This is a genomic window from Anabaena sp. UHCC 0451 (assembly GCF_034931405.1).
GTDB lineage: Bacteria > Cyanobacteriota > Cyanobacteriia > Cyanobacteriales > Nostocaceae > RDYJ01.
Map to the genome: position 1 here is coordinate 306,092 of NZ_JAYGHA010000001.1, position 20,467 is coordinate 326,558.

Below are 20,467 nucleotides of genomic sequence, written 5' to 3' on the forward strand. Positions count from 1 at the left end.
ATAAAGTTAAGAATTCAGAATTCAGGAGTCAGGAGTCAGGAGTCAGAATGTTTGATCAATCCGTAGATTATCAAATAGTGAGTTTAGACGTAAGCCTTAAAAAGCTGACTGCTGACAACTGATTTGGTCTATTGATAGGAAAATCTTTGTAGCTTCACCAATTATTTATAAATTAGCAGAGTTTTTTCTCTACATAGGATTTATTTTAGATATCTTTAGGTTTATCTAAATTTTCTTGATATTACTAAAAATAAAATTCCCCCTCACTGATATGATGCACAAAGGTTTGGGGGAATTGAGACTTACAAAATCTGAAAAAAAAGCGTCACCTTTTCGGTGCAGAATTGCTATTTTGTGGTACTACAGGCTCTAAAGGGGCGCTATCATTGGGAACTGTTGGCGAAATACCAGGATTAATACCTGGTGACGGTGCAGAAAATAGATTTGGGGCTGAGGGCAAAGAAGGGTTAAAATTATTTTGTGGATCACTACCCGGAATTGGTACGGTGTTAGGTATGGGCATCACCGGGGTAGTAGAAAAGTTTGGTGAATTGGTGAGTGGTTGAGATGGTCCAGGAATAATTCCCAGAGATACACGATTACCTCCCACTTGTCTGAGCAAATCTAATGTTTGAATTACATCATTATAAGTTGCTGTACGAGAGGCATTCAGTACCAAAATCCCATTGGGGTTTGCTTGGATATACTGCTTTAATCGTCCTTCCAAATCCTCCCCTCTCACAGGATCTTTTTCAATGTAAATTTGACCAACAGCGTCGATAGTGACAGGCAATATATCACTTTTGCTCTGTGAACTAGCAGCAGAAGTTGTACCTGTACTGGCTTTGGGTAAATCAACATTAATCGCCTGTTGTCTAGTAAATTGCAACGCGGCTAACAGAAAAAAAGTCAGGATACAAAAAACGACATCAATTAAGGGAATGATTTGAATTTGAACTTCTTCAATGGGAGTATGTAAGTTAACTTTCATTTTCTAGCTCTGGTGGGGAGTTAGCAAGGGGGTTTTTGATTGCTTCTTCTGAACTGGGTGCAGAGGTTTTAGTAAAATTGTTTTTGCGTCGCTTCCGGGGGGAAGTAAAACTTTCCTGTGTTCTTTCCCGTATTATTGCTGATGTAGTTTTGTTAGGGTCTGGTGGAGACTGACGGTAAAGCAACTCTAAATCATTGCCAGCTTTATTAAAAACCTTGATTTGGTTGACAACAAAACTTTGAAACAGACGATAAAATACTAAAGTCACGATCGCCACTATTAAACCAGCTGCGGTACTAATTAAAGATTCGCCAATCCCAGTAGTTACACCAGCTGTAGATTCAGTACCCAAATCGCCAATTCTAATTGAGCGCAAGGACTGAATCAAACCTAAAACCGTACCCAATAATCCTAACAGCGGGGAAAGGGCAATCACAGATTCTAAAAGTTTTTCTCCCCTCCGCATCCCGGCTACTTCTTCCGCTGCTGTGGACTCCAATGCTAGTCGGAAGGTTTCAGGATCACCTTTTTGTAAACGTAGGGGTGCATAAAGAAAACGCCCAATCGGTTGATCAGTTGCTTTTTGGGCTATTTCCGTAGCTATTTCCCAATTCTCAGTAGCAGCATCAAGAACGCGCTCGACTATTTCTTTCTCCTGCGTTAAAATCCGCAACCAGAACCAAAAACGCTCAAAAATCACACTTAAAGACAGGACAGACAGCACCAGCAAAGGCCACATGGCTGGACCGCCCTTGTTAAACAAATCTAAAATATCCACTTTGTAGTTTTCCTCTCTCCATTACTTGAGCAACTATGCTAAACATTTTAATCTTAGAGATTAATGCACCATTACCACACTCACTTACTCTATCGCTAGATAAGTAGTTAACAAAGCATGATAATTACCATCTTCTATACACAATAGGGCGGTTATTCCCACCGGGAGGTTAGAGGATTATTTGCCAAAATAAAAGTTAATTGCAGGTACTCGAGGTTAAAATATGAGCTTCTCAATTCAATCCCTTTACACTTGGTATCGCAATGTACTGCGTAATCCTAAATATCGTTGGTGGGTAATTATCGGTACAATAGCTTATCTGATCAGCCCTATTGATATTGCTCCCGATTTTATTCCTGTTGTTGGTCAAATTGATGATCTTTTGCTGTTAACATTACTAGTTTCAGAAGTTTCGGGATTAGTAATTGACGGTTGGAAAACTCGTCAAGGTCATGTGGAAACTAGCGGTAATGATTCTCCAGACACAGATAATACTGTTGATGTTGATGCTGTTTCTGTCAAGTAGTTGTAGCGACAAAATACTATTTTATAACTCCCCGCTTTTACTGTTTGTGAAAAATTCTGCTGTGAAAGAGGGGAAGTTTTTTAAACCACTGAATTAAGCCTTTGGGGTTGAATATTGAGCAATTGAATGATATTAATATTTCTTGTAACAAGATGTCATTTCTGTTTAAACCTTTGGGCATACTAGGGATTACAAAGATCAATTGCTATTACTACTTTGGGCATACTAGGGATTACAAAGATCAATTGCTATTACTAGTACATTCTGTGGGGGAATTTAAACATGAAAAGGTATATGCCTTTTATACTCATTGGCTTTGTGCTATTTGTGGCAGGAGGAGATAAGGTATTTCCCGGTGCAGTGGGGAAAGCCAGCATTCAAACTCGCACAACCATGAATAACTTTTTGATTGGTTTGTTTCCTACGTGGCAACCTAAAACAAATCCTTATGAACGGACAGAAAAGAAATTACAAGAAACCGAAAAACAAAAGTAATAAGTTAACTGGAAATTGAGCTTAATTTTTGTATCACCTTAGCTATCAGCTATAGCAATCGGTCATATCCAGATCCCCGACTTGACTAGATCAATTTATCATTTATGGACATAATCAATAAAAGAAGTCGGGGATCTGATCACCTTACCTGAATTCTTATGTATCACCCAAGGAAATCTTTGGGTCTATTTCCAGTTTCTACTGACTGGAAAAATGTAAATTTAAAATAAATTACTCCAAAAATAACTATTTTGGTCTTGCAGAAAATCAAATACGCTGTGATATTTGATGATATCATTAACCATATAACAGTACAAATAAACTAGATCATATCCAAATGTCTGACTTAATTTTGTTTTGGCATCGACGGGATTTACGTATTTCCGATAATACAGGATTAGCAGCAGCTAGAGAACAAAGTGCAAAGGTGGTAGGTGTATTTTGTCTAGATCCTGGTATTTTAGAACAGGATGATATTGCACCAGCCAGAGTAAGTTACATGATTGGTTGTTTACAATCATTACAACAGCGATATACCCAGGCTGGTAGTCAGTTATTAATTTTACATAATAATCCAGTTACAGCCATTCCGGCATTAGCTGAAGCTTTGAATGCAAAAGCAGTATTTTGGAATTGGGATGTAGAACCTTATGCACAAATACGGGATAATGAAGTAATTTCAGCACTAAAAGTCAAAGATATTCAGACTCTTGAGCAAAATTGGGATCAGTTACTCCACGCACCAGCAGAAATTTTTAGTGGTGCTAAAACTCCTTATACAGTTTATACTCCCTTTTGGAAAAATTGGATTAGTAAGCCAAAACTTAAACCAGTTGCAACTTTAGAAAATTGCGAGAATTTGACAGATGAAGAACAGGAAATAGCCAAAAAAACAGGTGCAATTAAATTACCTTCTGCACAAGATTTAGGTTTTATTTGGGATGAAGAATTAATTATTGAGCCAGGAGAAAGAGCAGCAATATCAAAATTAGAAACTTTTACAAATTCTGCCATTGATCAATATCAAGAACAGCGTAATTTTCCTGCTGTTGATGGAACATCCCAATTAAGTGCTGCTTTAAAATTTGGTGTCATTGGTATTCGTACTGTTTGGCAAAAAACAATAGTAGCATTAGAAAATAGTAACAGTGAAGAAGCTACAAATAGTATTATAACTTGGCAAAAAGAACTAGCTTGGCGGGAATTTTATCAACACGCAATGTATAACTTTCCCGCCTTAGCTGAAGGTGCATATAGAGATAGTTTTAAAAACTTTCCTTGGCGAAATAATGAAGCACATTTTCAAGCTTGGTGTGAGGGAAAAACTGGCTATCCAATAGTTGATGCGGCTATGCGGCAGTTAAACGAAATTGGCTGGATGCACAATAGATGTAGAATGATTGTAGCTAGTTTCTTAACTAAAGATTTAATTATAAATCCTCAATGGGGCGAAAAATATTTTATGCAAAAACTCATTGATGGTGATTTATCTGCTAATAATGGAGGTTGGCAATGGAGTGCTTCTAGTGGTATGGACCCCAAACCATTAAGAATTTTTAACCCAGCTAGTCAAGCGCAAAAATTTGATGCTGATGGTGAATATATTAGACAATGGGTGAGAGAATTAAAATCTCTAGATACAGAATTTTTAATAAGTGGCAATATAACACCTTTAGAACGTAGTGCTGTTGGTTATCCTGCTCCCATTGTAGATCATAAAAAACAGCAAGCTTTATTTAAACAAATGTATCAACAACAAAAAGTCAGTATGGATTAATTTTCAGAGAAGAAGCAAAATAGAATTTTGGGGTTACACAAACCAAGCCCACCTGCGTGGGCTGATGAGACACATATCCATATATATAGAACTCATATTTGGTTTTTGAAAAAAATTAGTAGTATTGTAGGGTGCGTCAGATATTACAAATGTGTTTATTGATAGAATTTATGCAGTCTGACGCACCCTACGTATCTTTTCATAAATCAAATATTATTTCTATAACTGGTGTCAGTTATCAATTTCCAAATTGAGTATATAGCGTCCTAGTTGCACCTTTTCTGACCACAATTCATACTCAAGCCGTAGATGCTCTGGAAAACCTTTTCCGCTGAGATGTAAACTATTTGTATAATTGCGTAAACGAATTGGTTTGTGTGGTTGCAATGACTCATTGGGTAGCCAATAACGACTAACACCATAAACTCCTTGTTCCCAGAAATGTCGGTAACTAACTTGAGTATTTCCTTGCATTGTCATAATTACTCGGTAAGGGGAAATTTCCAACCACAAAATTCTGGGACTAGTGGGAGTATCAAAATTTTTTTGAGTTTGAGGAAAAGGATCTTCTGAACTGATTAAATTTCCTATTTCACAACTAATTAAAGGCGGTGCAGTTAATAGTAAATGAAATCTGTCAGTATCTTTTTGATACAATGTTCCAGCAGTTTCCACAACAGACCAGACTGGCAAATCAGTGGAAATAATTGATAAACAAACAGGTCTACGGTGATGGGTGAGCATGGGAGCGACAAGTGTGAGAAGCCGTTGAATAAAATCAAATGAACACTAGGTGATCTAAAAAGTTATTTTCAGCAACTAAATAGTCAAACCTGATTAATATTAACCGAATCTACTAATTTGTTAATCTAGATAAATCAAGATGTAAAAAGTAGGATTTAAAGCTGAACTACGAAAATAATGCTTTTTATAGCGATTATCAGTCTGTGAATCAAGCTTGCAAATATTTTTTCAAGAATTACAATTAGTTATACTCGATACTCCGCCTGAACAGAGAACTTTGTCATCTACTAAAAATTGGGTAGATTTGAGTAAGTTTTGGACAACAAAAAGCGATAGGATACTAGGGACGAAGTTAACCAGTGGCAGCATTAGAAGTCACTGAGAGATTTCAAATTTATTCAAAAGCTAGTGTATCCTAATGTCAGCTGCTGTTATAACTTTAAAAACTCAAGAAAACGGTTCTGATAACTTAATGATTCAGCGTCCCACCGCTGGACTGTCTCTACAAGGTCGCATCCTCGTTCCTGGGGATAAATCTATTTCCCATCGGGCTTTGATGTTGGGTGCGATCGCTGAAGGTGAAACTGAGATTCAAGGACTGCTTTTAGGCGAAGATCCCCGCAGCACTGCTCACTGTTTTCGGGCGTTGGGTGCGGAAATTTCCGAATTAAATACAGAGTTGGTGCGGGTTAAAGGTATTGGTTTGGGTAATTTCCAAGAACCGCTGGATGTGTTAAATGCGGGTAACTCTGGTACAACCATCAGGCTGATGTTAGGTTTGTTAGCTTCCCATCCAGGGCGGTTTTTTACGGTGACAGGTGATGACTCTTTGCGATCGCGTCCTATGTCCCGTGTTGTCAAACCTTTACAACAAATGGCCGCTGAAATTTGGGGACGCAAAGATAATAATTTAGCACCTTTAGCAATTCAAGGACAAGCTCTTAAACCTATTCATTATCATTCTCCGATCGCCTCGGCGCAGGTGAAATCCTGTATTTTGCTGGCTGGTTTAAACACTGACGGTAAAACTACTGTCACAGAACCTGCTTTATCACGAGACCACAGCGAACGGATGTTAAGGGCTTTTGGGGCAGAATTAAGTATAGACCCAGAAACTAACAGTGTGACTGTGACGGGGAATGCGAAATTATATGGTCAAAAAGTTGTTGTTCCTGGTGATATCAGTTCTGCGGCTTTTTGGTTAGTAGCTGCATCTATTGTTCCTGGTTCTGAGTTGGTGGTGGAAAATGTCGGTGTCAACCCCACCCGCACGGGAATTTTAGAAGCTTTGTCAATGATGGGTGCAGATATTGAAATGGAAAATCAGCGGGAAGTGGCTGGGGAACCAGTCGCAGATTTACGGGTGCGTTCTAGTCAGTTAAAAAGCTGCACCATTGCGGGGGATATTATACCGAGATTAATTGATGAAATTCCCATTTTAGCGGTAGCTGCGACATTTGCAGAAGGGACAACCATTATTAGAGATGCGGCGGAATTGCGAGTTAAAGAGAGCGATCGCATTACCGTGATGGCGCAACAACTCAATAAAATGGGCGGTAAAATTACGGAATTACCCGATGGTATGGAAATTACTGGTGGTACTGCTTTGGTGGGTGCTGAGGTAGACAGTCATACAGATCATAGAATAGGTATGAGTTTAGCGATCGCCGCTCTCAATGCTAGTGGAACTACTACCATCCACCGTGCTGAAGCTGCGGCTATTTCTTATCCTAATTTTACCAGCACTTTAACGGAAGTTTGTCGGTAAAGGGAATAATTACAAATCCTCGATTTCTGAGAGAATTCGGGGATTTATTATGCCTGTTAGGGTTATTTTTAATAATTTGTTCTCGTCAGTAAATAAATGTAACTTGTGACAAGTATCACTTGCTTATAGGGATGCTTTAGTGTATTTTTGATTAAAAATAATCTCACAATCGCTACATCAAGCATCCAGTTAAACAGATGAAACTCACAGAATCCTTTGCTACACTGACCTTAAATGGGCTACCCCATAAAGACTTGCTATATGTTGTGCAAACAGCAGTCCAGTCTGCACAATCACAACTTCAGCAGTTTGCTCAAAAAGCAGATTTTAGTGACAAGATGATACTGTCCTTTGGTATATCCCCAGCAGGGTTACAGGGTGCTTGGGCAAATGGCATGGTGATCATACCAAAAATCGAGATTGTTTCCAGCAATGAAATTGACGGTGCATTAGGGGCTTTTGCAGCAGCAACAGATAGCATTTATTTAGCGGAAGAGTTTTTGAGTGCAAATATTAACAACTTAGATGCAGTTGTTAAGGTGTTATTGGAAGAATATGGTCATTATGTTGATGATTTGATCAATCATGGTGCAGATTCACCAGGGGATGAAGGGAGGATTTTTTCAGCTTTGGTGCGTGGGGAAAGTTTGAATCAGTCTCAGTTAGAACAGTTAAAAGCTGAAGATGATAGTGCAACTGTTGTTTTAGGTGGTCAAGTTTTTGAAATTGAAAAGGCTAATATATCTGACAGTGGTGGATTTGAAGGAAGTACACAGACAGTTCAATTAGAATCTAACGGTGGAGGAACTGCTAAATACTCATTTGAATTCTTTGAAATTCCTGATCAATTTATTATTCGTTATGAAGGTAAAGAACTCGTTAATACAGGATTTGTTTCAGGAAATAAGAGTGGGCAAGTTCAGATTCCTGAAGGAAATTCTGATCAACTTCAAGTTATCGTAGCAACTAATGATGAAGGTACTCTTTGGGAATATAGTGTCACTACTGAAGATTGTCCCGATATAGGTCCTTTCTTTATTGAGTTAGTTGGTGGTGAGTTTAAAGACACTGATGAAGATGGTGACTGTGATGGTGAAGGAACTATCTATATTGGTCGTACAGATGGCATTTCTCAAATGCTGGAAATCAATGGAAAAGTAGAATATGACCAAAATAGAATTACGGTTGATGGAGTTGTTTCTTCACTAATTGGTACAGGAAGTATCACTTCTGTTCCTTTATTTGATGGGCAATTTGTTATTGATCTCAAAACTGGTACAACTACATCATTTGCAGAAAAAACTAATACGTTAACTAATGAATTTCAAGTAGGTGGTTTAGATGTTGATTTTAGTAGTTTAACCATTAATCCTAATGGATTAGCTCTTGGGGCAAAGTTTGAATTTTTAGAAGAATTAGATTTAGGTTTTGAATATCTTTTTAGTGGTTCTGATGCACTATTAATTAGTCAAGATGATGTAAATTTTGGTGCAAGTGTTAAGTTTTCTACACCTAATTTCAACGACTTTGACCTTTTTGGCTTTCTTCCCATCAAAGAGTTCTCTAATTTTTCTATAGAGTATATTGCTCCAGAAGATGCGATCAAAATTCAAGGAAAATTAGTTATTGAGCCGTTTACTAAACTTGAACAAGTTAAAGACATAACCATTGATTTAGCAGGTGATAATTATATCCAAATTAAAGGAGGAAACCCAGATGTTAAAGGCTCTCTTTCAGTAGAAACAGATATTAAGCTACCTAGAGAATGGGGATTAAAAGAACTCAAGCTAGATATTGATACTCAAAACAAAGATGTTGGTGGTAGCACTAAAGTTGAATTTCCTTTTAAAGCAAAATTCCCACCGGATAACGCAGGAGTTGTTGATTTAGGACTAGGCTTTAAACTTCCTCTACCCCCTGTAGAACTGAATAAAGTCTCCGTAAATATTGACAATCTCAATATACAACTTCCCATCCCTGGATTTCCTTTCATATTTTTCCAAAGGTTAGCAGGTAGTGTGGAAAACTTTGCTCCATCTGACAATGATCCGATTGAATTTAGCGGAGGATTAGGTGCAACTTTAGGTCCTCAAATCGGTGGGTTCTCACTAATTCGTCTGGATTTAGATGGTAAAATTAGTCCTGAACAAGCTACTGGTAGTAGTAAAGTAACAATTATTAGTGATAAAATTGGAACTGCTACTACCCAGACAACTTTAAATTGGAATCAAAAGTTTTACGAAGAAAAAGGTAGTTTTAGCTTTCTTGATGGATTAATTACTACTAATAGTAGTTTTAAAACTGATTCCAACTTTAATATCAATATGGGAGGTGCTGCTAGTGCAAGTATTCCCAATTTTATTCCTTTATTTGGTGGAGCAAAAATTGGTTCAGGTAATTTCTTAGTTGATTTTAGCAATGATGGGAATTTATCTAATGACTTTGCTGCTGCTTGGGGTGAGTTAAAAGTTGAAAAATTTGGATTTGAAAAAACATTTGTTTTGGGTTTCAAAGGCTACTTTGACGGTAATTTTGAGCGCATTGGTGCTAAAAATATCCCACCCATAGGAAGCTATGAAATTACTCCAGATATGGAATATATTATTCTGGGGGCTGATTGGGAAACAGAAATTTCTGATAATGTTCCTATTGAAATAGAAACTCCAGATGGTTCAATTATCACCGAAGCAGAATTTGAAGCTAACAATATAGCGATTATTGATGAATTAACTGATTCAACTAGTAAAGTGGTTATCATATTTAACCCCATACCTGGTATTTGGGATATTCAAGTAGCAGATGAAACTGGTTTAGGAGCGATTCAATATACAGCAGCTACAGATTCAGAAGCCCCGACTATCGAAATTATTGACCCAAATATAGATGTTAATGGTGGTCAAGTTACCATTAGTTACAATGCTGTTGATGCTGATTCCAATGCAGAAATTAAACTATTTTACGATAATGATAATTTAGGATTTGACGGGATTTTATTTGCAGATGGTTTAACCGAAGCCGATGGTTTTGGTAATTTTATCTGGGATACTCAAGGAGTAGCGACAGGGGAATATTTTATCTATGCAATGGTTGTTGATGAAAATAATCCCCCAGCTTTTAGTTATTCTTCAGGAAAAGTATTAATCACAGAAGAAGCGGATTTATCAGTTACTCAAACGACTAATGTGAATCCAGTAGAAATTGGCGATAATTTCTCATATACCATTGCAGTAGGTAATCATGGTACTTTTGAATCTCAGGGTGTTATCTTCACTCAAACTCTTCCTGAAGAAGTGACTTTTGTTTCTGCTTCACTGACACCTTCTCAACAAACAGATAATGTTCTGACTTTTGATTTAGGTAACTTAGCAGCAGGTCAAACTCAGTTAATTGATATTACCGTTACTGCTCCTGATACTATCGGTAATCTTTCCAGCACAGCAACTATTCTGAGTAATACTTTTGATCCTGATGCTACTAATGATGTAGATACGTTAACGACAACTATCACTGATACTCCACCTGCTCCTGTAGAATTATCCGTTGTTAGAACTAATCCTACAGACCCAATTTCTTTAGGAGATGACTTTACCTACACTCTCACTATTACTAATAATGGGACATCTCCAGCTACAGGAGTCATTCTTGCCGAAAATTTACCTTCAGGTGTAAATTTCATAGATGTTACATCTAGTCAAGGAACTGCTTTTACAAACTTTGATGGTACTGTAACTGCTGAACTAGGAGAGCTTAATGGTGGTGAATCTGCAACAGTAATCTTGACGGTTAATGCTTTTACTGCGGGTAACTTAGTAAGTACAACTAGCATTACTAGCAATGAAGCAGATTTGAATGTGATCAATAACTTTCTCATTCAATCTCAATTAGTAGGTTCACTAGAACCTAGTAATGCTGATTTGGAATTAACACAAACTGTAAATAATCCTAATCCCAATGTTGGGGATGAAGTTACTTTTACCTTAACCTTAACCAATAAAGGACCAGGAAGTGCTACTAGCGTTCAGGTCACTAATCTGTTACCAACCGGACTGAGTTTTATTTCTGCAACACCAGAACAAGGTACTTATGATAGCAATACTGGTATTTGGAATGTTGGAAACATTCGAGATAATCTTAGCCGTTCCATTGATATTACTGCGGTTGTTACCAAGTCCGGTTCTTTTGTAAACACTGCTGAAATAACCTCGGTTTCTGAAAATGATCCCGATTCAATTCCCAATAATAATAATGGTAATGAAGACGATCAAAGTTCTCTAACTTTAAATGTAGGAACACTCATCTTAACAAGGGCTGATAATAATATATTTCAGCTTTCTGGTAGTGGTGGAACTGCTCAAGTTCGTTTCACTCTTATGGAAAATGAGAGTAATTTTGTTAATGAAATCGGAGTTTTCAAAGTTGACAATGAACAAGGTAGCATTAATGGTATTACTCCAGATGATTCTAATTATCTCCAGACGGCTTTAGAAAATTCCCAAGTTGTCTTTTCATCACTTCCTAATAATGTCCTAGAAGGGGTAGAATTTAGCCGTCTATTTGATTTTGAGGGAAGCGATCGCTTAGTATTCTATTTAGTTCAAAATAGCACTACTACAACTGTTTTATCTGACCTCACATCTGGACGAACTCCCGCTAATGTTTTATTTGCTCTTCCTTCCGCAAATAATAATAGTTTTGACCCTCTGCAAATCTCTGACTTAAATAATGAAGCCTTTACCCTAGCTTGGAAAGACAATCTCAATAGTAGTAATAATACCTTTGATGATTTAGTCATGAATGTACAAGTTGTTGATACAACTTCTACACCTATTGGTACAGGATTACAAGGTCAAATAGAACTAATTGATTTGAGAAATTTAGGCACAGTAGAAGCTAACTTTAAAGTAGCTAGTGAAGCAGCTTATAACAATACTATTGGTTGGTATATCGTCGATGATGAAACGGGAAGTATTGGAGATTTAAAACCAGGAGATGCTGGTTATGCTCAAGCAGCAATATCAGAACGTAGCATGACTCATTTTACCCGTGATGGTATAGATTCTGCACAATTACAAGGTCTGCTTGCACCTTATCTCATTGCTAATAGTTCCCGTCAATCTTTCTTAGCTAATAATCCCAATAACACCGTAGGAAATGGTCCATTAGCTTATTTTGCTTTCATGGGAGCTAACCCAGATGGTGTTGATCACGTTCGTCAGTTGGGAGATAATACTTTTGGTTTTGAAGATTTGTTTAATGGAGGTGACAAAGATTATAATGATATTATTGTGCAAGTAAACTTTGCTTAGATAATCAAGATTTAATGGCTGAAAAGATTGAATCGAGGGTGGGTTTCCTCACCCCAACAATCTTGATTTTCCAGATTTTCCAGAATACTAAATTACATTCACCTAATCTATTGAACTATGACTACTACTCTACAAATTAAAAATCAAAATCAAAAAATTACAGGAGAAGAGTTAATTTCTATACTCTCATCTTCTAATTTACTGCCTCAAATTATTAAAGAGATAATTATTGAACAAGCAATTGCTGATATTCCATATACACTGGATGAATTGAAATCATTTTCTCAGATAACACCGCAAATAAATAACAATCCCACAAACATAGAATCTGTTGCAGTTCGTCAATTAAAAATCCATAAACTCAAACGATTAAATTGGGATAATCAAGTTGAATCTTACTTTTTTTCAAAAAAACAACTTTTAGATCAAGTATCTTTCTCTTTAATTCAAATTAATAATGGCGAAACTGCTCAGGAAATTTATTTTCGGATTCAGGAAGGTGAAGAAAGTTTTGCCGATTTAGCTAAACAATATTCCCAAGGTGCAGAAGCAAAAAATGGCGGTTGGGTAGGTAAATATAAATTAGGGAATCTTGATCCCCAGTTGGCAAATATTCTGCGTAATCTTCAACCAGGTCAAATTCCACCTTTGTTTTTTCTACAAAAAATGTTTATTATTGTCCGATTGGAAAATATTTTTCCTGCTCAACTGAATGAACAAATGCGGGAGGAATTACTTCAAGAAATGTTTGAAGATTGGTTGAAATTACAAGTTGCAAATTATGGAAACTCTCTAGAGTTATCACCAATTACTACATCCAATTCTATGATTGAAAATACTCCTCAAGTTATAGATAAAGATGCAGAAATAATTGCTTATGATCCTGTTGAACTTCCAGAAATAACAAATAACTATATTGCTGCAAGTGAGAATAAATGGAAAAATATGCAATTAGCCACAGCTTCATCTCTGTGTTTATTAGCAGGAGGTGTGAGCGGTTTTTATTTATCAGATTTATCAAGTTTATCCCATGCTGCTTTAACAGCTAAAACTTATAAAAATGATGCTTTTTATGATGCCATAAATCAAGCTAATAAAGCAGCAAATCTTACCCAAACTGCTAAAAATCTTAACGAATGGAAACAAGTATCACAGTCTTGGATTAATGCGATCGCACTTTTAAAATCTGTTCCCGAAAACCATCCTCAGTCAGCAATTGCTAACCAAAAAATTAACGAATATGAGCGTAATTTAAAATACGCACGTCAATATATTCAAAATAGTTTTCGTATTGCTGTTAATCATGCTACAACTGCTGCCAACTTAACTCAAACAGCTACCTCTGGTGAAGATTGGGAAAGTGTAGTCAAACATTGGCAAAGTGCAATCTCATTAATGAAAGCCGTTCAATCCGACAGTCCTAACTATTTTGTTGCACAGCAAAAAACAATTGAATACCAGCGCAATCTCAACTATGCTTTCTCTGTGATTAAACAGCAATATCCTGAGTCATATATGTTTTTAAACTAGTAGATTTTCTATACCTGTTGTTGTCCCTGCTGTGGAAACTTGGATAACTCTACTATATTGTAATCGCCATTGTAAAGCATTGGAAATTGTCAGGTAGCCAATTTCTGGTGGTTGTTGCAAAATTCTTTGTGCTAGTGCTTCGCGGCCAATTTCATCTAAAGGAAAATTGCGTTCTTCTAAAAAAGCTATCACATCATCTTTATTTCCATTGCGGCGTAAAATTTCTCTGATACCATAGCTTGTTTGATAATCTCCAGTCCGTTCCTTATCTACAAAAACAACATTCTGGAATTTTAAATTAGCATTACGAGAACTATGATCATCAATCTTTTCATAAGCAAATACTAATAAATTATATCCTAAACCATAGACTTTTTGACTGGCATTTCTAAAGGGACAAGAAGATTGAGGCTGTCTCACTGATGTTACTTTTAAATCAACTTCTAGTCCAGGAAAATCAATTCCTAATGCAGCACTACCAAGGGTATATTCGTACCTTGTAGATAAATATTGATTAAAAGCAGATTCAACATAAGTTCCTACGGCTTTACCATCTGTAACCCCATACAAATTATGGATTGGTACTGCACTTAGTTCTAAACAAAAATGACGTGCAGCAGTTTTCAAAGATTCTAAAGTTAGTAATTCCATTATTTATTTAAATTGCCAAACTTAATTGCTGCCAATTAGATTTAGTAAACTCAATATTTATTTTACCAATTCTTTGACATACCCATTCTACACAAATAGGAACAATTGCATTACCATACAAAGCATATTGATCGTAAATTCTTGCTACTCGACACCAATCATCAGGAAAACCCATCAATCTGGCATATTCAACATTAGTTAAACGCCGAAATTTATCACCTACTTGATAACGTTCATAATGTCTTGATGTGGAAGCAGTTAAGGTTGATGCAATTCCATTAATTCCGAATATTGTATAACCTAGTCTTGAACCTCCATCTTGATTATATAATAATTCCACACCATGACAATAACGATTTACAACCTTACTTTTTTTAATCCGTTCTAAAGTGTCAGTAGTAAAATCAAACTGACCATCTACCATTGCTTCATCTTGAAGAATATCTTTTAGTTTCTGTCTAGGTTTAATATCCGGTAAAGCCGAAAGATTTAGAGTTAACATTTGATTTTTATAAGCTATTCCCCAGTTATAATTTTTGCCTTTATTGGCAACTATAGGTATCATATATTTATCTATTAATAGTTCTATGTCTTCTAAATCAATCAAATCTGGTTGAGTTAAGAAAATTGATTTACTTTCTAAAAGCTGAGGAGTTATATTTGTTGAATTTAACTTAGTACCAAAAATAAAAATCCTGTCTCTATTTTGAGGTATACCAAAACTGATGGGGCTAATAATTCTCCATTCAATCAAATAATCTAATTCAGATAGTGCATTTAAAATAACTCGGAAATGATAGCCATTTTCCATTGTTAAAAGTCTTTTGACATTTTCCAAGAAAAAATATTTAGGTTGTTTCTCATCTATAATTTCTACAATGCGTTCAAATAAAGTTCCTCTAACGCTATCTCTCACACCAAGTTTTTTACCAGCAGGACTAAATGGTTGACAAGGAAAACCAGCAGTTAAAATATCATGATTAGGCATATTTGATATAGGAATTTTGTTGATATCTCCTAAAACTATTGAGTTCTTCCCAAAGTTACTTTCATAAACTTGATAACTTAGTTCATTGATATCATTAGCCCAGATAGTTTCAATATTTGCATTTTGCAAACCCAAGCGAAAACCACCGATACCAGCAAATAATTCTACAGCTTTTATGTTGTTTGTTTTCATGTATAGTTAAGTTTAAAAGATACGTTTATTCATCTGTAAAATAGTCTGAATCTATTTTTTTAATCTCGTAAATAGAGACAGTTGATACACCGACATGATTATCAATCATTACTTGCGCTAATTCTTGTCCATCTATTAAAACAATCTTACTATCTATTATAGATACATATTCTCTAGCATCTTGAGAAAATTTAGAAGTAGTAATAAAAACACCTTTTCTCGCTCTTTGTCCATGTAAAGCACCGACAAACTTTTGAATTTCCGGTCTACCTACAACCGTATTATCCCATCGTTTAGCTTGAATATAAACAATATCTAAACCTAATTTATCTTCTTTAATTATCCCATCAATTCCCCCATCTCCACCTTTACCAATCGCTCTCCCCGCGTCACGTCTTGAACCACCGTAACCCATTTTGACTAATAAATCGACTACCAACCGTTCAAAAAAATCAGGTGAACAACTTTTAACACGGTTCAATAATTCTAACTCTAATTCTTTTCTAATTTTTTGATAACCAAACTCTATAGATTCTTGGGGTGTTGTTTCAGATATTTCGGGTATTTCTATAATTTCTGATTCTGATTTATCATTATCTTTTCTACTGGTTTTAAATTCTATAAACTCTGGAAATTGATTAAGAAACTTGAGGTTGATTTCCGTAGGATTTTGACTTAGTATTTCCTTTCCTCGTTCTGTAATTTGAAAAAATCCGCGTTTTGGATCTTGTAATAAACCAGCTTTTTTCAAATGAGTTCTAGTCCAACCTACTCTATTATCAAAAACTGCTTGCTGTCCACTGGGTAATAATTCCTTTTTTTCCTCATCACTTAAATTAAATATATCAGCTAAATATGTAATAGCTTCTCTTAAAGAATGTTCCTTACCATCACTTGCATATTGCAACAAAGGAAGCATAATAGATTGAAAATCAGGAATAGTCATCTTTTATCACAAATTAACCTACCATATTTTTTATACCATACTCTTAACCTCTCCTCTGCGTCTCTGCGACTCTGCGTGAAATAAAGATATTATTCTAGTAATTACCGTTTGTGAGAGTTGATGTGTGGAATGTGGGATCAAAATGCTGAGAGGGAAGGGAGAAGGAAAAAACCTTTACCCTTTTTTATAAAGTAAATTGCTGAGAATGAAGAAGCTTTCTAATCTTCGTCAAGTGCAGGGAAAATTTCTTCAAACCGCCACAAAATATCTTTATTTTCAATGAACCAAATTCGCGATTCAGTAGTTAACTTACCCCAAATCACTTCCGGGGGAATGTGAGGAGAAGCATACTGATATTCCTGACCGATTTCTTTGAGATTATCCGCTACATTGTGAGGAATCCCAAAGTCTTCCCAATTAACTTTGATATTTCTACCGGAAAGTCCTGCACAGGGGTCAAAAACTAATTGTGCAGTTCTAATTAAGTCGGCAAAGTGTTGGGGTTTTAATCCGATAATCTCCTGAATTTGGAGTGATTTTTTAGGTTCTTGAGACATTGCACTGGAGTAATGAAGTTAGATTTTTTATTGAATTTACTACCAGAGATGTTCCCAATAAATCTTCATAGATTTATTCATAGATTTAGTTTAGCGCAGAAAATTAAAGTCAATCAATCAGATCGAATGTTTCTAAGGTGAAACTTGTAAAACCAGAAGCATCATATTTACGGATACCACGTAGTAATAAACTAGGACGCACCAGCCAATCTACTACATAAAAAAATTCTTCTCCCCCGACTATTATTTGAGGACAACTAATGGAAACAGTGTTAGATAAATGCAAAATTTGATAATCTTTGGCTAAATTTTCTAATGGTTGCCATGATGTTGCTATGGGTGAGGAGATTTGTAAATCTGAGGTAATAGTTTTGGCTGTTCCTTGCAAATTACCGCTGATTTCTTGGGGAGGTAAATTAGTGGTTACTTTCGGTAAAGTCACTAATTTTTCATCAATGAATGTAATTTTGTGTAAGTTACCACTTTCGTTATAAATGGCAATGGCTTCTGCTCGCTTATTTTCATATCTAAACCCTGTTTCAAAACCAAAAATTGATCCAAGTTCTATTATTGCAGAACCAGCAGAGAAGCTATTATCTAAAAATAAAGCTCTGATAGTTGGTTTTTGGTATGGTCCAAAGGTTTTTGTCTCACTTTTACCATCGGCATATTTTAAATAATTTTGATGTGTGACTTCACTATCATCTTCATTAGCGTGAAAACTTCTTACCCCTTCAAATGACTCAATGATGTCTCCATTTGGTGAATATCTAGACCAAATTCCATACCAGTCACAATTGACATGATATTTTAAGAAAAAATCCCAGTTTTGTAGTTGTGCTTCCATATTTATGATCTTGTGTATATATATTTTCTGGTTCTTGATTATTCAATTTCCACTAAAACTGTCACCGCTGCAACTGCTATCAACATTTCATCATTTTTATCATTGAGGGAAGCAATTGCTAACCCATCAACTACCATTCCCCCAGCTTCTAGTATGAGGGTTTTACGACCGAAGGGAAGCACAGCTAATACTTCTGCTGATCTTACTTGTTCGGGGTAAGGTACTGCAACCTTGACTTCTACGATCATTTCATTGGGGTCTTGTAACCCAACTACTTCCATAATACCCAGTAAAGCATTGTGAGCGATCGCATTTCTAACTGCTCTCGCTGCTGCTACTGTCGGTTCTTGTCCATGTTGGTCTACACCCATACCCATTTCGATAATAAAGCGTTTTAGTGCCATAGATAAATGGTGAGTATTTACATCCAGATCAACTGTCAAGAATCATTTTACCAAATATTCAGCAGTCCAGTTAAAAAATATGCTCAAAAACAGCATCAATTAATACAAGTTTAATTTTTCAAAATATATTCTTGATTACAACTTAAAAAAGACTTTAGGAAGAAAATGGTAGGGAGAAGAAAATATTATTTGGACTCGGAGACGAATCATGGTAGCGATCTCAGAGAAAGTTGAACCAAGGTTAACTATACAAACTGTAGAAATTGCCCCTAATACGACAGCGATTCGCTCTCTTGATTGGGATCGAGATCGTTTTGATATTGAATTTGGACTGCAAAATGGTACAACCTATAATTCTTATTTAATTAGAGGTGAACAAACTGTTCTGATTGATACTTCTCATCAGAAGTTTCGTCAATTGTATTTAGATACTTTGAAAGGACTTGTTAATCCTAAAACAATTGACTATGTAATTGTCAGCCACACTGAACCAGATCATAGTGGTTTGGTAGAAGATGTATTACAGTTAGCACCAAGAGCGACCGTTTTAGCTTCTAAAGTAGCATTGCAATTTTTAGAAGGTTTGGTACATGATCCTTTTTCCAAACGAATTGTTAAAAGTGGCGATCGCATCAATATTGGTAAAGGACATGAAATAGAATTTGTCAGTGCGCCAAATTTACACTGGCCTGATACTATCTTCAGTTATGATCGCAAAACCGAAATCCTTTACACTTGTGATGCTTTTGGAATGCACTTTTGTGATAGTCGCACTTTTGATGAAGATTTAGAAGCCATAGAACCCGATTTTCGATTTTATTATGATTGCTTAATGGGTCCTAATGCTCGTTCTTTGTTGAATGCAATGAAGAGAATGGGTGAACTTGGCAAAATTAACATAATTGCTAACGGACACGGACCATTACTACATCATCATTTAGATATTTTGACCGAGTGTTACCATAGTTGGAGTCAAAGACAAGCGACAAAAGAAACTACTGTTGGTTTGTTCTATGTTTCCGGTTATGGTCATAGCGATCGCCTAGCTCATGCAATTGGTGATGGTCTGCAAAAAGCTGGTGTAGGAGTAGAAGTAATTGATCTGCACACAGCCGAACAACAAGAAATTCAAGAATTAGCAGGTAGAGCATCAGGTCTGATTATGGGAATGCCTCCCAGTTCTTCTATTGTTGCACAAGCTGGCATCAGTTCTTTATTATCTGTGGCCAAAAATAAGCAAGTAGTAGGACTATTTGAATCCTATGGTGGTGATGATGAACCCATTGATACCATCCGCCGCAAATTTATTGATTTAGGCATTAAAGAAGCATTTCCAGCCATTCGCATCAAAGAAATTCCTGGTGAATCAACTTATAAAAATTGTGAAGAAGCAGGTACAGAGTTGGGAAAATTGGTGATGCGAGAACGCAACATCAAACAAATTAAATCCCTCGACGTGAACATGGAAAAAGCGTTGGGTAGGATTAGCAGTGGCTTATATATTGTGACTGCTAAAAAAGAAAATGTTAGTGGTGCAATGATCGCTTCTTGGGTAACACAAGCTAGTTTACAGCCTTTAGGATTTACAATGGCTGTAGCTAAAGATAGAGCGATTGATAGCTTATTACAAATAGGCGATCGCTTTGTTCTTAATGTTCTGGAAGAAGGAAATTATCAAGACCTGAAAAAACATTTCCTCAAGCGTTTAGCGCCCGGTGCAGATAGATTTAACGGCGTAAAAACCCAAACTGCTAAAAACGGTTCACCAATTCTCACCGATGCACTCGCATACATGGAATGTGAAGTAATCACCAGCATAGAATGTAGCGATCATTGGATTTTATACTGCACAGTCGAAGATGGAAAAGTCTCCAAACCAGAAGCAGTAACCGCAGTACGTCATCGTAAAGTAGGAAATTACTATTAGGGACTGGGGAATAGGGAATAGGGACTGGGGAATAGGGACT

At 36.3% G+C, this 20,467-nt stretch carries 16 protein-coding genes; 7 read left to right on the top strand and 9 right to left on the bottom strand.

Going from position 1 to position 20,467, the window contains the following annotated elements; translation table 11 throughout:
• Positions 1-325 precede the first annotated feature (325 nt).
• On the bottom strand, positions 326-991 hold the full coding sequence (locus VB694_RS01290) for an ExbD/TolR family protein (RefSeq protein WP_323358498.1): 666 nt from the start codon (positions 989-991) through the stop codon (positions 326-328).
• Positions 981-1,769, bottom strand: a complete 789-nt coding sequence (locus VB694_RS01295) for a MotA/TolQ/ExbB proton channel family protein (protein WP_323358499.1) — start codon at positions 1,767-1,769, stop codon at positions 981-983. Before VB694_RS01295 ends, VB694_RS01290 begins: the two co-directional genes overlap by 11 nt.
• A gap of 223 nt (positions 1,770-1,992) precedes the next feature.
• On the opposite strand from VB694_RS01295, the gene VB694_RS01300 reads away from it, so the two are divergent.
• From VB694_RS01300 to VB694_RS01310, 3 genes are all read left to right on the top strand, one after another.
• The gene (locus VB694_RS01300; protein ID WP_323358500.1) at positions 1,993-2,295 is read left to right on the top strand and encodes a YkvA family protein; all 303 of its coding nucleotides are present in this window, start codon (positions 1,993-1,995) and stop codon (positions 2,293-2,295) included.
• A gap of 294 nt (positions 2,296-2,589) precedes the next feature.
• On the top strand, positions 2,590-2,790 hold the full coding sequence (locus VB694_RS01305) for a hypothetical protein (protein WP_416233457.1): 201 nt from the start codon (positions 2,590-2,592) through the stop codon (positions 2,788-2,790).
• Positions 2,791-3,127: 337 nt separating this feature from the next.
• Entirely contained in the window at positions 3,128-4,567 is a 1,440-nt protein-coding gene (locus VB694_RS01310; RefSeq protein ID WP_323358502.1) for an FAD-binding domain-containing protein, read from the top strand.
• A 231-nt stretch (positions 4,568-4,798) separates the two neighbouring features.
• On the opposite strand, the gene VB694_RS01315 is transcribed toward VB694_RS01310, so the two are convergent.
• Positions 4,799-5,311, bottom strand: a complete 513-nt coding sequence (locus tag VB694_RS01315; protein ID WP_323358503.1) for a hypothetical protein — start codon at positions 5,309-5,311, stop codon at positions 4,799-4,801.
• A gap of 418 nt (positions 5,312-5,729) precedes the next feature.
• Here VB694_RS01315 and aroA point away from each other — a divergent pair, with 418 nt between their 5' ends.
• The 3 genes from aroA (at position 5,730) to VB694_RS01330 (ending at position 13,915) form a co-directional block, all read left to right on the top strand.
• Positions 5,730-7,079 (top strand): 3-phosphoshikimate 1-carboxyvinyltransferase, encoded by a 1,350-nt coding sequence (aroA, locus tag VB694_RS01320; protein WP_323358504.1) that lies wholly within the window; start codon positions 5,730-5,732, stop codon positions 7,077-7,079.
• 197 nt (positions 7,080-7,276) lie between these two features.
• Entirely contained in the window at positions 7,277-12,385 is a 5,109-nt protein-coding gene (locus VB694_RS01325; RefSeq protein ID WP_323358505.1) for a DUF4114 domain-containing protein, read from the top strand.
• A gap of 117 nt (positions 12,386-12,502) precedes the next feature.
• Positions 12,503-13,915 (top strand): peptidylprolyl isomerase, encoded by a 1,413-nt coding sequence (locus tag VB694_RS01330; protein ID WP_323358506.1) that lies wholly within the window; start codon positions 12,503-12,505, stop codon positions 13,913-13,915.
• On the opposite strand, the gene VB694_RS01335 is transcribed toward VB694_RS01330, so the two are convergent.
• The 6 genes from VB694_RS01335 to VB694_RS01360 form a co-directional block, all read right to left on the bottom strand.
• Positions 13,907-14,566: a restriction endonuclease gene (locus VB694_RS01335; protein WP_323358507.1), complete on the bottom strand. Its 660-nt coding sequence runs from the start codon at positions 14,564-14,566 to the stop codon at positions 13,907-13,909. The genes VB694_RS01330 and VB694_RS01335 overlap by 9 nt on opposite strands.
• 7 nt (positions 14,567-14,573) lie before the next feature.
• Positions 14,574-15,746, bottom strand: a complete 1,173-nt coding sequence (locus tag VB694_RS01340; protein ID WP_323358508.1) for a DNA (cytosine-5-)-methyltransferase — start codon at positions 15,744-15,746, stop codon at positions 14,574-14,576.
• A gap of 25 nt (positions 15,747-15,771) precedes the next feature.
• The gene (locus tag VB694_RS01345; protein WP_323358509.1) at positions 15,772-16,692 is read right to left on the bottom strand and encodes a restriction endonuclease; all 921 of its coding nucleotides are present in this window, start codon (positions 16,690-16,692) and stop codon (positions 15,772-15,774) included.
• Positions 16,693-16,910: 218 nt separating this feature from the next.
• Positions 16,911-17,249 (bottom strand): hypothetical protein, encoded by a 339-nt coding sequence (locus tag VB694_RS01350; protein ID WP_323358510.1) that lies wholly within the window; start codon positions 17,247-17,249, stop codon positions 16,911-16,913.
• Between the two features lie 109 nt (positions 17,250-17,358).
• On the bottom strand, positions 17,359-18,096 hold the full coding sequence (locus tag VB694_RS01355) for a DUF3598 family protein (protein ID WP_323358511.1): 738 nt from the start codon (positions 18,094-18,096) through the stop codon (positions 17,359-17,361).
• Positions 18,097-18,134: 38 nt separating this feature from the next.
• Positions 18,135-18,500, bottom strand: a complete 366-nt coding sequence (locus tag VB694_RS01360; RefSeq protein ID WP_323358543.1) for a Lin0512 family protein — start codon at positions 18,498-18,500, stop codon at positions 18,135-18,137.
• Positions 18,501-18,708: 208 nt separating this feature from the next.
• Between VB694_RS01360 and VB694_RS01365 the strand changes: the two genes are divergently transcribed.
• Positions 18,709-20,427 (top strand): diflavin flavoprotein, encoded by a 1,719-nt coding sequence (locus VB694_RS01365; RefSeq protein WP_323358512.1) that lies wholly within the window; start codon positions 18,709-18,711, stop codon positions 20,425-20,427.
• Positions 20,428-20,467 lie beyond the last annotated feature (40 nt).